The sequence below is a fragment of the Vibrio sp. 10N.222.55.B11 genome (genome assembly GCF_041473705.1).
GTDB classification, from domain to species: Bacteria; Pseudomonadota; Gammaproteobacteria; order Enterobacterales; family Vibrionaceae; genus Vibrio; species Vibrio crassostreae_C.
On sequence record NZ_JBFRST010000028.1, the window covers coordinates 1 to 13,286 of the forward strand.

Below are 13,286 nucleotides of genomic sequence, written 5' to 3' on the forward strand. Positions count from 1 at the left end.
GACTCCGGGAGGCGCCTCCACTATTCAAAGTTGAAAGGCCAGCAGAAATGCTGGCCTTTTTGCTATCTGAAATTCTAAACCCTCATGCTATGTTCAAACTTCCACGTATGCTCTCTAATCAGTAGCACCACTAGGAACAAGCTATATCAGATCACTTTTGTGCCGGTCTTTTCCTTATGTAAACCTATCATTTGCTAAACAACCAACAGCATCTGTTAACCAATTGCGCCGTTTGTGAGTGGAATGAGTGGGGAATGGAAAAGGGCGACTGTCTTTTGCGTCATTAAATTCTTCATATTTATACATAGTTGCTCATGATCCTGTAACGCTTTCATGAGTTATTACACTTATTATGACCACAAATGAAAATGATTGTCATTTACTTGTGTTGCTGCTAACCTATTGTGAAACTTTACAACATCTTATTTACTGCACGAAAGTGTATATAAAACCCCGCTAAACCTTATTAAACCTACGGTTATTCGTTTGCTTCGTATGATAAATCAGCAGATCTACCTCTTTTGTCCTACCCCTTTAGGGTAGTTCGATTTCGTAATTGATTTACATCATATTTTCATTTTCTTTCATAATTCATTATTCGCTCAGTTAAGAAATATATAACCTTCAGGAATTCTTATGAGCAAGATGAAGCTAGTCGTAATCGGTAACGGGATGGTCGGCCATCGCTATATCGAAGATTTAGTCGAGAAGACAGACGTTGCTAACATGGACATCACAGTCTTCTGTGAAGAGCCTCGCGTAGCCTATGATCGTGTACACCTTTCTTCTTACTTTTCACACCATACTGCGGACGAACTTTCTTTAGTTAAAGAAGGCTTCTACGAGAAACACGGCATCAACATGCTGATCGGTGAGCGTGCTATTAACGTTAACCGTGAAAAGAAAACAGTTTACTCAAGTACTGGTCGTGAAATTCAATACGACAAGCTAATCCTTGCTACAGGTTCATACCCATTCGTTCCGCCAATCAAAGGTAACGAAGGTAAAGACTGTTTCGTTTACCGCACAATCGAAGACTTGAAAGCTATCGAAGCAACCGCTAAGAATTCTAAATCTGGTGTGGTTGTTGGTGGTGGTTTGCTTGGTCTTGAAGCTGCAGGCGCACTAAAAGCTCTTGGTGTAACCACGCACGTTGTTGAGTTTGCTCCAAAGCTAATGGCTGAGCAGCTTGACCAAGCGGGTGGTAACCAACTTCGTCAAAAAATCGAACGTATGGGCGTTAACGTACATACAAGTAAGAACACGCTTGAGATTGCTCCTGAAGGCACTGAAGCTCGTAACGTAATGCGCTTTGCAGACGGTACAGAGCTAGAAACTGATTTCATCGTATTCTCTGCTGGTATTCGCCCACAAGACAAACTTGCTCGTCAAATGGGGCTGGGTATTGCACCACGTGGCGGTATCGAGATTAATGATCACTGTCAAACGACAGACAAAGACATCTACGCAATCGGTGAGTGTGCGTCTTGGAACCAAACGTTCTACGGCCTAGTGGCTCCTGGTTACAAAATGGCAACGGTAGCGGTTGACCACGTTGTTGGTAACGAAAGCACATTTGAAGGTGCTGACATGTCTGCAAAGCTTAAGCTTTTGGGCGTGAAAGTAGGCTCTATCGGCGATGCGAACGGTCGTACTCCTGGCTGTAAGAGCTACGTTTACCAAAACGAAGAACAAGAAGTTTACAAGCGTCTAATCGTTTCTGAAGACAACAAGAAGCTGCTTGGTGCAGTAATGGTTGGTGACACGTCTGACTACGGTGATCTTCTACAGCTTATGCTGAACGAAATCGACCTACCAGAACACCCAGATGCATTGATTCTTCCTGCTCATGCTGGTGCTGAAAAGCCAACACTTGGCGCGGATTCTCTTCCTGAGTCTGCTGTTATCTGTTCTTGTTTCGATGTGACTAAAGGCAAGATCGCTCAAGCGGTTGCTGAAGGTCACCACACAATCGGTGATATCAAAGCAGTAACAGGCGCAGGTACTGGTTGTGGTGGTTGTATTCCACTAGTGACTTCAGTACTAAACGCTGAACTTGCTAAAGCTGGTGTTGAAGTGAAGAACGACGTGTGTGAGCACTTTGCATACTCTCGCCAAGAGCTTTTCCACCTAATTCGCATCGAAGAAATCAAAACGTTCGATGAGCTATTAGAGAAATACGGTAAAGGCTACGGCTGTGAAGTATGTAAGCCTCTAGCAGGTTCTATCCTTGCTTCTTGCTGGGGTGAACACATCCTTAAGCCTGAATTAGTGAAGCTGCACGATACCAACGACAACTTCCTAGGTAACATGCAAAAAGACGGTACTTACTCTGTAATCCCTCGTATGGCGGGTGGTGAAGTAACACCTCAAGCACTAAGCGTTCTTGCTGATGTTGCTGCTGAATACAACTTGTACACCAAGATCACAGGTGCACAACGTATCGGCCTATTTGGTGCTCAGAAAGATGACTTACCAGCAATCTGGAAGAAGTTAATCGCTGCAGGTTACGAAACGGGTCAAGCTTACGCAAAAGCACTTCGTATGGCGAAAACATGTGTAGGTTCTACTTGGTGTCGTTACGGCGTTCAAGATTCAGTTGGCCTAGGCGTGATGATCGAGAACCGTTACAAAGGCATCCGTACTCCTCATAAGATGAAGTTTGGTGTGTCTGGCTGTACTCGTGAGTGTGCTGAAGCTCAAGGTAAAGATTTAGGTATTATTGCGACTGACGCAGGTTGGAACATGTATGTATGTGGTAACGGTGGTATGAAACCTCGTCACGCAGACTTACTGGCAAGCGACCTAGACCAAGAAACGCTAATCAAGTACATCGACCGTTTCATGATGTTCTACATCCGCACGGCTGCGCCACTACAACGTACTTCGGTATGGATGGACAACCTAGAAGGTGGTGTTGATTACCTACGTGAAGTGATTGTAGACAACAAGCTTGGTATCAATGACCAACTTGAAACTGACATTGCTGGCCTAGTTGATAACTTCGCTTGTGAATGGACAGATACAATCAACGACGAAGCTCAACTTAAGCGCTTTGCACACTTCATCAATGCTGATGACCGCGATGATAACGTTGTGTTTGTTGAAGATGGTCGTGAACAACACCGTCCTGCGACATTCACTGAGAAACACCCTGAAGCCATTACTTCAAAGCATCAGGGCGACATCATTCACGTAGAATCTGTTTAATTGGGAGACGACATCATGGCATTTACCAAAGTTTGTAAGATCGAAGACATTATCCCAGGTACAGGTGTTTGTGCGTTGGTTAGTGGTGAGCAAGTGGCTATCTTCCGCCCAACTGAGGCTGAAGAAGTATTCGCGATTAGCAACACAGACCCATACTTCCAATCTAACGTGCTATCACGTGGTTTGATTGTTGAGCACAAAGAAGAGCTTTGGGTAGCAAGCCCACTTAAGAAGCAACGCTTTAACCTAGCCACAGGTGTGTGCATGGAAGACGAGAACTTCAACGTGAAAGCGTACAAAGCTCGTGTTGCCAAAGGCGCTGTAGAAATCTCTGCTTAATCTTCGGATGAGTAAGATTTGATAGTTCAAGGGTTCTAGTTCTCGATATTGCCTTAACTCGGCAACTAGAGCCTTTTCCTATCCAATTTTAACTTTTAATTTAAACTTTTTAAGGACAACCTTATGTCTCCTGATTACAAACCAGCTGAATTCGTTCAAACGATGATTGATGTGGGTGAAGCGAAAACGAAAACAAGTACTCGCGATCTTCTGATTCGAAGCACTATGGCTGGTATCATCCTTTCTCTAGCGGTTGTTGTTGCTATTACAGCAATGGTTCAAACCGGTATTGGCCTTGTTGGCGCACTTGTGTTCCCAGTTGGCTTCGTCATTCTAAGTGTAATGGGTTATGACCTAGTAACTGGCGTATTCGGCCTTGCACCTTTAGCGAAATTCGACAACCGCCCAGGTATTACTTGGGGTCGTATCCTACGTTGTTGGGGTATTGTTGGTCTTGGTAACCTTATCGGTTCTTTGATTGTTGCTTTCCTTGTTGCAGTATCACTAACGGGTAACTTCTCTTTAGAACCAAACGCTGTTGCTCAAAAGTTCATTGCTGTTTCTACAGGTCGTAGCCTAGGTTTTGAAAACATGGGTATGGACGGATGGATCACGTGTTTCGTACGCGGTATCTTCTGTAACCTTATGGTATGTCTAGGTGTGATTGGCAACATGACTGCACGCACAGTATCTGGCCGTGTAGCAATGATGTGGTTCCCAATCTTCATCTTCTTCGCACTCGTATTTGAGCACACAGTGGTAAACATGTTCCTATTCCCACTAGGTATGATTCTTGGCGCTGATTTTGGTATCGCGACATGGTTGAACTTCAACCTTATCCCAACAATCCTAGGTAACATCGTTGGTGGTCTATTAATGACGTGTGTTCCTCTATACCTAACTCATGCTAAAACAGCTCCTTCTCTAGGTGCTAAGTAATTCTGAATACGGTGAAACGTAATTTAGTATGAGATTAAGAGCCCCAACAACATGTTTGGGGCTTTTTTAGTTCGAAAGCCCTTATATCATTGCGCAAATTACTCGCAATAGACTGTTTTGTTATAATTACTTCTATCTTCGTTAGTATTTAGACTGAATATTTAATTCAACACCTGATAGTCTAAGGGTTAAGGATTTGGATAAGTCATCATGAATACAGTGACTTATCACATAGATTGAAGCTTGAGATAAAACAAGCAAACCTTCGGAGCACAGCATGTCAGAAGTATCGTCATCGAATGTTAAAGAAGTAACCAAAGGATTGGTTTCATTAGTAGGCGCGGGTCCGGGCGACCCAGACTTACTTACGTTAAAAGCGGCACGAGTGATTCAACAAGCAGACGTTTTGGTTTATGACCGCTTGGTATCAAAGGATATCTTGGCGATGGCTAACCCAGAAGCGGAAATGCTGTATGTGGGTAAAAAGCTCGATCATCACTGCGTACCGCAAGATCAGATCAACCAACTATTAGTGACCAAAGCTCAAGAGAACAAACACGTAGTGCGTCTAAAAGGTGGTGACTCGTTTATCTTTGGTCGTGGTGGTGAAGAGTGTGAAACGCTAGCTGAGAATGACGTGAGATTTGAAGTGATTCCGGGCATCACAGCTGCTGCCGGAGCAACGGCTTATGCGGGCATTCCGTTGACGCACCGTGATCATGCACAAAGCGTGCAGTTTATTACAGGTCACTTGAAGAAAGATGGCGAAGATATTGACTGGCAATCTCTTGCTCAGCACAACCATACCATCGTGTTTTACATGGGCTTGAAAGAGAGTCCGAACATTCAGAAGAATCTACTCGATAATGGTATGCGAGCTGACATGCCAGTTGCGATCATCGAAAACGGTACACGCCAAGAACAAAAGGTGTTTAGAGGTGGGTTACGTGATTTAGCTGACCTTGCGAGCGTCGCAAAGAGCCCAGCGCTGATTGTTGTAGGCAGCGTGGCTCAGCTCCATGAAAAACTTGCTTGGTTTAACAAACAAGCTTGATCGTTTGACCTTCTAATTGGATCTCTAAGCCACTACTGAGTCCATCAAGAATCAAATACTGCAGCGGCTGCCTTGTCGCTGCATTTCTTGTTGGCGCATCGGCATTTCGTCAATGATATTGGTGATCTGTTTCCAATCTGTTTTGCCACTCCATCGGTGCTTCTCTTTCCCGTCTTTACCAATCAAAACAGCGGTATGTGATCCTTTCGGGATCTCGTAAATACTGGTGACTGCTTCTAAGTTAAATTCTTCTTCTAACCAAGTTGGGACTGTGTAACCACTCTCAGCAATAACCATAATGACGACATCTCGTTCGTCCAATTGACAGTTATTGAGCAACACTTCATTCAGAAACTCTTTAACGATTGAATCTTCCTTTGGAGCGAAATAAATCACACTGCGGTGTGGCAAAGGCTTTGAGTGAGAATAAGCGGGGTAGGCGAGTACTGAATTGATGGTTAAGCTCATGATTATTACCGTGCTGATGGTCAGTAGTTTAAGCAAACTAAACCAGCTACCAGAGTTTGATGGTTGATTTAAAGTTTGCATCGCTTTGGTTGTGTCGATGCTTACTATCGAATTGTGTGTTTGTCGGTGCAGCATTGCCAACCTCCCTTTAAAAACTCTAAGCCTGAGTACGATTTGAACGCTACGTAAAGAAGAAGGTGAAGATCAGAACCACCTAAGAAACGCTCAAAACAAATCCACTTACAATAAGCATAGTTAGGATTACGTAAAGACACTTAGCTTTACGCTAAAGATATTAGATTTACGTTAACGATAGCTGGCAGGTTCATTTTTATTGAGTAAAGCGACTCGCATTTTACAATTGAATAGAATAGGGTATACGGAAAATCTAAAGGTATGAATTTATGGAAAACATAGCAATTTTGGTCGACGTTCAGAACGTTTACTACACGACGCGCGACAAATACCGTTCTAACTTCGACTATAACCAGTTTTGGTATGTTGCCACGGAAGGGCGTAACGTTATTGCAGCTAATGCTTACGCAATCTCAAGCCAAGATCCAAAGCAGCGTCAATTTCATCATATCCTTCGTGGTGTGGGCTTTAATGTGAAGTTAAAGCCGTTTATTCAGCGTCGAGATGGCAGTGCAAAAGGCGATTGGGATGTGGGTATTGCGTTAGACGCGATAGAACTTGCTGAGACGGTTGATACGATTGTTTTGGTATCAGGAGACGGTGATTTCAAAATCCTTGTAGAGCGAATCAAAGAGCGCTTTGGCAAGCCTGTTGAAGTGTATGGTGTTCCCGGGTTAACTGCTCAAAATCTTATCGATTCTGCATCAAAATTTGTACCGATTGAAAAAGATTTTCTTCTATAGAGGAAATCGGGCACTTTATAATTGAAATCAATAATAACGATAATTAGAATGCAAACAGTTCTTATTTATCGGTATGTGTAATGTCTCGCGTTTTAGTTGTTGATGATGATATTCAGTTGTGTGAATTACTGGGTGAAGTGTTAGAAAATGAGGGGTATCACGTTGATACTGTTCATTGCGGTGAATCCGCGCTTGAGTTTATTCAATCTCACCCTGTCGATTTGGTTCTACTCGATGTAATGCTTCCGAACCTAAGCGGCATTCAAGTAGCAAGACGTATTTGTCAGCGTTTTGCTACTCCCATTCTTATGCTAACCGCGCTTAACGACGATGCCTCAATGCTCGATGGCTACCAAGCAGGCGCCGACCAGTACATCGCTAAACCTTTCAATGTTCCTGAACTCTTAACCCGTATTAAGGTGATCTTGCGCCGAGTGGGTTTTGAACGCCAAAGACAATCTTTAGCTTCCTCTAATCACGGCTTGTGTGAACAACTCTCTCGTTTGCCATTAACTGGCACTGAAAAAGACTTGCTTGATTATTTGGTCAAAAATGACGGTATTGTCGTCTCAAAATCTGATCTGCAAATCCATGTACTCAAGAAAGAATTGTGTCCCTTCGATCGTAATTTAGATATGCATATCAGCAATATACGTAGAAAGCTCGTTCAGGCAGGTTTGTCTAAACAACATATAAAAACCGTTCGTGGTAAAGGTTACAGTTACCTAGAGTCGGTCGGAGCATGAGTAAAAAACTGCTGCGTTGCCCTGATTTTATTGCTAAGCGTAAAGACGGACTCACTTTCCAACTGTTCAGTTACCTGACCGTCATTTTGGTGAGTATTTTGATCCTGCAAGGTGTCGCTGAAAGAGCCTTGATGAAAGCGCTGCTTAAAGTCCCAGAATCGGTAAAAGCGGAAATGCTCGACCTTGCTTACCAAGCGAATGTGTTGATCGAAGAAGGGGACATGGATGAACTCGCGGACTGGGGTAATGCTCAGCAGTATTATCTGTTCGTCATTGATAAAGACAATCGTCCGATCACACATCGTCACATGCACCCACATTTTGAATTTAAGCTCAAATACTTAAGAACGTTAGATCACCAACTTAGTGATCGTGTGAGTAAGCCGATCTTCGGCCTACCACTGGATAACGGTAAAACACTGGTTATCCAACTACCGCACCAGTTTCATCCCGCAAAATCTTTTGCGCCATATTCCTATATGCTTAAAGCATTGATTGCATTGGTCGTATTGTCTCTGTTCTCGATTATCATGGCCAAAAGCCTTCAGCAACCGTTGGATAGATTGAGAGAAGCGAGCCGCAGACTGGCTCAAGGTGACTTCACGGTCAGTGTGGTGTCGGAGTTGAACTCCACCACGCGTGAATTCAACGAGCTTGCACACGATTTTGATTATATGACCTTTGAGATTAAATCTCTGGCTGAAAAGCAACGTTGTTTGATTCGTGATGTCTCACACGAGTTAAGAACACCATTAGCAAGGCAAAACCTCGCACTACACCTGCTGCGCAGCAAGGTTGATGATAAAAGCATTGGTTTGCTAGAACGAATGGAAAATGAAACAGAAGAGATGAATAAGCTGGTGGGTGAGATACTTGAATTTAGCCGCTTAGAAACCTCTCGCTATGACTCCAAGTTAAGTTTAATGCACCTTGAGCACTATTGTTCAATGTTGATCGCGCAGATGCAAAACGATTTAAAACCGAATCAAACTTTGATTGGTTCCCTAGAGACGCCGATATCAATGGTGAACGTTGATGAGAGGCTACTGCTTCGAGTCATTGGTAACTTGGTCGGGAATGCCATTAAATACGCGGGTGAGAACGCTCATGTGGTCGTGACGACATACGAACAGGTAATGGATAGACGTTACAGTGTAATATCTGTAGAAGATGACGGTGACGGTATTCCTGATAACAAGATTGCAGGTATATTCGACCCGTTTACTCGTATTGAATCAGCAAGAGACAAACGGTCTGGTGGCTACGGTCTGGGCCTTGCGATTGTTAAAGAAGCGATGGGTGTGATGAATGGACATGTAACTGCTGAGAATAGAGAAGGTGGGGGGCTGAGAGTTAACTTGATGTTCCCAATCGGTGATTAGCTTTCCCTATTGATAATTACCTTAAATTGATAACTGTCCCAACTCAGTAGTACTGACTTAAGCGATACCCAATAAAAACGCCACTGCATCTGCAGTGGCGTTTTTCTTTATGCGCTTTGGTATGGGCTAGGCGTAGCCATTAATTACGCCTGAGCTTGAAGACAAGAGCATAAGATAAGCGAGACTATGCCTGTTGGCGAGCTAGCTTAACTTCTTCTTCTTTCTCACCTGCTGCTGGGTCGTTGAAGCGAGACTCGTCTAGAGCGCCTTCAGACTTAGCAACGATGATAGATACGGCACTATCACCTGTGATGTTTACAGCGGTACGAATCATATCAAGAAGGCGGTCAACACCCATGATTAGAGCAATACCTTCAAGCGGCAGGCCAACTTGGTTCAATACCATCGCTAGCATAACAAGACCAACACCAGGGACACCTGCAGTACCAACAGACGCCAGTGTCGCCGTTAGGATAACCATTAGGTAATCACCCATTGAAAGGTCGATGTTGTACGCTTGCGCGATAAACGCCGTCGCAACACCTTGCATGATTGCAGTGCCGTCCATGTTCACAGTTGCACCTAGTGGTACTGTGAAAGAAGCGACTTTGTTGTCTACGCCCATACGGTTCTTAGCCGTTTCCATAGTTACTGGAATTGTTGCGTTCGAAGATGCTGTTGAGAATGCAAACATGATTGCATCTTCCATCTTACGTAGGAACGTAATCGGACTAAGACCTGTGAATCCTTTAAGCATCGCACTGTAAGTCACCAAGCCATGCAACAGCAGGGTACCAGCAAGCACTAAGAAGTATTCTGCTAGGTTCCAAATTGCACCTAAGCCAAGGCCAGAGAACAGTTTCGCCATCAAGAAGAATACGCCGTAAGGAGCAAGGTTCATTAGTAGCGCAACTAGCTTCATGATCACTTCGTTTAGATCAGAGAAAACCGCAGCGATACGTTCGCCTGGCTTACCTGCAGCACTAATAGCAATACCAAACAACACGGCAAAAACGATAACTTGCAGTGTTTTTCCTTCAGCCATCGCCTGGATAGGGTTAGTAGGGAACATGTCGATGATTACTTGGCCCAGAGAAGGGGCATCCGCTGATTTGAAAGAGCTCGCAGCAGTAAGATCCGCACCAGCTCCAGGTTGGAACAGGTTACCGATAGTTAATGCTAGAGTGATGGCAACGGCAGTAGTACCGATATAAAGTGCAAGCGTTTTGCCACCCATACGGCCAAGAGTTGATAAGTCTTTAAGAGAACTTGTACCGCACACTAGTGAAACGAAGACTAGAGGCACAACAAGCATTTTTAAACTGGCGACAAAGATTTGTCCGCCCACTTCAAAGAGTCCGTTAACGATGTAGTTGTTAACAAATCCGTTGTCTGCAAAAAGGGATTGAATGGCGAATCCCGTTAATATACCTACGACCATACCGAGGATTACTCGACCAGTCAGAGACATAGGTTTCTTGGTATTCATTTAGAACACTCCTTATTATTTATAACTTTGATACCTTTTCAAAGTGAGCAGGAGATTAGCAGTCGGATAATCAATTCGAAAAACAAAAAATGAGTTTGGAATTATAGATGTGATCAAAATCACTGATAATTGTGTAAATTAAACAAATAAAAACAAAATAATTCACTATTAATTTACATCTATCGAGGGTTTTATACATAAATTTGTCGTTTCAAAGGTAGTAAATAAGAAGAGATGATTTTCTTATCAATCTTCACGTCTTCAATTGACTGAACAAATACCGTTGTTTCAAAAAATTCGGTGAAGATAACCAGTCGATTTACGTCCATGAGCCTTAACTATTTGTATTGAATGGTTTTGTTGAACTCCTCAAATATGACTCACCGACAGGCCTTTACAAAACTTTACGAATGCAAAGAATGTAAATTTAATGCAAATGGTAATAGTTATCACTTATATTCACTCCCGAAATAATTCAGTGGTACCGGCAACGGTTCAGCGAACACATCGAATAAATAACAAAGTGTTCGTCTAAAAGAATAAAAGCGGAGTAAAGGACATGTTTTCAAAGAGCCCATTGGCTTTAGTGATCGGCGCAGTATTAGCTTCACCAGCAGTATTGGCAGAAACAGTAAAAACAGACGAGCATATGGTTGTTGAAGGTCGTGACTACGGTTATAAAGCCGACACGAACACAACAGCAATGCGCATGGAGGCGACTCAATTAGAGACTCCGGGACAAGTTTTAGTAATCGATGAGCAAATCATCGATGAACAGCGTGCAACAACGCTTGGTGACGTGCTTAAGAATGACGCGAGTGTAAGTGCTGGCGGTACAAGCCGTAACCGAGAGCGTTTCTCTTTACGTGGGTTCGATCTAGAAAGTTCTTCGGGTTTTCTTCGTGATGGCAAACAACATTGGTCTCACTACCGTCAACCTATTGAATTACTTGAGCGAGTTGAAGTAGTAAAAGGTCCTTCAGGTCTACTTTATGGTCAGTCAGCTCCTGGTGGTTTGATTAACATGGTAGCTAAAAAACCAACTTATGAAACTCAAGTAAGTGTAAGTCAAGATATTGGTTCAAATGATCACTCACGTACAGTAGTGGACGTAAGTGGTAGTCTCAACGAAGCTCAGACATTGCGAGCTCGTACCGTTATAGCTAAAGAAAGTTATAGCTCATGGCGCGAATATGGTGACGGTTCGAAGCCACAAACTGAAAGGTTAGTTGGTGGTCTTTTCGTTGATTATGATGTTACAGAAGACGTACTTGTGTCACTTCACTACGACCGTACGAATGATGATGGAAGTGTTGACTCAGGTGCACTATTTGTTGATGGTAAACAAGTCGGTAGCGATAAGCATATTTGGGACGCTCAATGGTCTGAGATTGAAAATGACGTAGAGAATGTTGGTATCGATGTTAATGCTAACCTTACTGATTCAATTCGACTGAGTACTGGCTTTAATTACCAAGATTTTGAGCGTACTGATGTAGAAAGCTTTCCGGGCTTCGACAACTTAAACCCTGATGGAACTGGTACGGTTTCTCATGGTGGTAGCCATCGTCAAGATAATTGGCGTTTTCGTACTGCTTATTTAGACGTAGTTAGTGACTTTGAGTTGGTAGGTATGGAACACCAATTCTTGGTTGGCTCAAACTGGTTAGGTTATAGCTACAAGCGCGACCAATTGGGTTATAACTCAGTAGATGTTGCTCCTGGTGAAAGTGTGGGTACACCAACGTTGAGCGGCAATGACCGTCATACTTTCAGTTCTTATGATTCTTGGGGTTTTTATGCTCAAGACCTAATTTCAATAAATGAACAATGGCAAGTTTTAGCGGGCGTGCGTTTTGATCGTAAAGTTGCAAATGGTGTTGCAGAAGAACATGTTTCTCCGAAGTTAGGTGCTATTTATCACCCAGCGGAAAACGGTAGTGTTTATTTAACTTATTCTGAAAGTTTCGAGCCTCAAGGCATGGTTTCAAGTGGTCGTCGAACTTATACGAATGATGGCGAACTTCTTGACGCTAAAGTAGGTAAGTCATACGAAGCTGGCACGAAATGGGAGCTTATGGATAACAGCCTATTCGTTTCCGGTGCGATTTTTGATATTACCCAAGATAGCATCGCACTTGATGTTAAAGAGTCGAACGGTGATTACACTAAAACACAATCTGGTGAACAACATCACCGTGGTGCTGAAATTTCAGCTCAGGGCTTTATTACAGAACAGCTATCACTTAGTGGCTCTACTATGTACCTAGATGCTGAAATTGTTAATCATGAAACTTATGCTGGTAACCGTCCAGCAGATGTTCCTGAGTTCTCAGCGAGCCTTTGGTCTAAATACTCTGTTACCAATGCGACTGATGTAAACGTTGGCGTTATCTATGAAGGGTCACGTTATGGCGATGATGCTAATACATTCAAAAAAGACGGTTACACCCGTGTTGATATGGGTGTTGCATACACGCTTAAATATGACGCTGATTTAGATATGATCGTTAGGTTTAATGTTGAGAATCTATTTGATACGGATTACTTAGCCGGCGGTGGCTCAACTGATGTAATCAATGGTCAGGTATATGCTGACGGTGTAGTCATTGGCGAAGGCCGCAACTACATGGCAACACTGCAGGTTAAATACTAATTTGTCTGTAGGGTTTCATTGATAGCTTAAATACTAAGGGGAAGGTTTCGACTTTCCCCTTTCGTGATTCTGCTATTTAGTAAAAATATCCCTAGTAATGCGAGTGACTTTTAATGATAATGAGA

The 13,286-nt window shown here is 43.1% G+C and carries 10 protein-coding genes; 8 read left to right on the forward strand and 2 right to left on the reverse strand.

The features are described 5' to 3' along the window. Positions 1-636 precede the first annotated feature (636 nt). The 4 genes from nirB (at position 637) to cobA (ending at position 5,542) form a co-directional block, all read left to right on the forward strand. Complete coding sequence (gene nirB, locus AB4503_RS10575) at positions 637-3,210, forward strand: nitrite reductase large subunit NirB (RefSeq protein WP_017062560.1); 2,574 nt, start codon at positions 637-639, stop codon at positions 3,208-3,210. Between the two features lie 15 nt (positions 3,211-3,225). Beyond that, on the forward strand, positions 3,226-3,549 hold the full coding sequence (gene nirD, locus AB4503_RS10580; protein WP_017062559.1) for a nitrite reductase small subunit NirD: 324 nt from the start codon (positions 3,226-3,228) through the stop codon (positions 3,547-3,549). 123 nt (positions 3,550-3,672) lie between these two features. Further along, positions 3,673-4,488 (forward strand): formate/nitrite transporter family protein, encoded by an 816-nt coding sequence (locus AB4503_RS10585; protein ID WP_017062558.1) that lies wholly within the window; start codon positions 3,673-3,675, stop codon positions 4,486-4,488. A gap of 277 nt (positions 4,489-4,765) precedes the next feature. Then, positions 4,766-5,542, forward strand: a complete 777-nt coding sequence (cobA, locus tag AB4503_RS10590) for a uroporphyrinogen-III C-methyltransferase (protein ID WP_372114559.1) — start codon at positions 4,766-4,768, stop codon at positions 5,540-5,542. A gap of 51 nt (positions 5,543-5,593) precedes the next feature. On the opposite strand, the gene AB4503_RS10595 is transcribed toward cobA, so the two are convergent. Beyond that, positions 5,594-6,091, reverse strand: a complete 498-nt coding sequence (locus tag AB4503_RS10595; protein ID WP_050546503.1) for a DUF4174 domain-containing protein — start codon at positions 6,089-6,091, stop codon at positions 5,594-5,596. 323 nt (positions 6,092-6,414) lie between these two features. On the opposite strand from AB4503_RS10595, the gene AB4503_RS10600 reads away from it, so the two are divergent. The 3 genes from AB4503_RS10600 (at position 6,415) to AB4503_RS10610 (ending at position 9,016) form a co-directional block, all read left to right on the forward strand. Continuing rightward, positions 6,415-6,888: an NYN domain-containing protein gene (locus tag AB4503_RS10600; protein WP_372114561.1), complete on the forward strand. Its 474-nt coding sequence runs from the start codon at positions 6,415-6,417 to the stop codon at positions 6,886-6,888. 80 nt (positions 6,889-6,968) lie between these two features. Further along, positions 6,969-7,634 (forward strand): response regulator transcription factor, encoded by a 666-nt coding sequence (locus AB4503_RS10605; protein WP_017062555.1) that lies wholly within the window; start codon positions 6,969-6,971, stop codon positions 7,632-7,634. After that, a complete protein-coding gene (locus AB4503_RS10610) occupies positions 7,631-9,016 on the forward strand; it encodes a sensor histidine kinase (RefSeq protein WP_017064547.1) in 1,386 nt (461 codons plus the stop codon). Before AB4503_RS10605 ends, AB4503_RS10610 begins: the two co-directional genes overlap by 4 nt. A 184-nt stretch (positions 9,017-9,200) precedes the next feature. Here the strand turns inward: AB4503_RS10610 and AB4503_RS10615 are convergent, their stop codons facing one another. Continuing rightward, entirely contained in the window at positions 9,201-10,505 is a 1,305-nt protein-coding gene (locus AB4503_RS10615; protein WP_017062553.1) for a dicarboxylate/amino acid:cation symporter, read from the reverse strand. A 559-nt stretch (positions 10,506-11,064) separates the two neighbouring features. Here AB4503_RS10615 and AB4503_RS10620 point away from each other — a divergent pair. Next, entirely contained in the window at positions 11,065-13,161 is a 2,097-nt protein-coding gene (locus AB4503_RS10620; protein WP_372114563.1) for a TonB-dependent siderophore receptor, read from the forward strand. Positions 13,162-13,286 lie beyond the last annotated feature (125 nt).

Bases quoted from the DNA above. Each gene is read 5' to 3' on its own strand.
- AB4503_RS10605 (WP_017062555.1), top strand. From the start codon at position 6,969: ATGTCTCGCGTTTTAGTTGTTGATGATGATATTCAGTTGTGTGAATTA.
- AB4503_RS10620 (WP_372114563.1), top strand. From the start codon at position 11,065: ATGTTTTCAAAGAGCCCATTGGCTTTAGTGATCGGCGCAGTATTAGCT.
- cobA (WP_372114559.1), top strand. From the start codon at position 4,766: ATGTCAGAAGTATCGTCATCGAATGTTAAAGAAGTAACCAAAGGATTG.
- AB4503_RS10595 (WP_050546503.1), bottom strand. From the start codon at position 6,091: ATGCAAACTTTAAATCAACCATCAAACTCTGGTAGCTGGTTTAGTTTG.
- AB4503_RS10615 (WP_017062553.1), bottom strand. From the start codon at position 10,505: ATGAATACCAAGAAACCTATGTCTCTGACTGGTCGAGTAATCCTCGGT.
- nirB (WP_017062560.1), top strand. From the start codon at position 637: ATGAGCAAGATGAAGCTAGTCGTAATCGGTAACGGGATGGTCGGCCAT.
- AB4503_RS10610 (WP_017064547.1), top strand. From the start codon at position 7,631: ATGAGTAAAAAACTGCTGCGTTGCCCTGATTTTATTGCTAAGCGTAAA.
- nirD (WP_017062559.1), top strand. From the start codon at position 3,226: ATGGCATTTACCAAAGTTTGTAAGATCGAAGACATTATCCCAGGTACA.
- AB4503_RS10600 (WP_372114561.1), top strand. From the start codon at position 6,415: ATGGAAAACATAGCAATTTTGGTCGACGTTCAGAACGTTTACTACACG.
- AB4503_RS10585 (WP_017062558.1), top strand. From the start codon at position 3,673: ATGTCTCCTGATTACAAACCAGCTGAATTCGTTCAAACGATGATTGAT.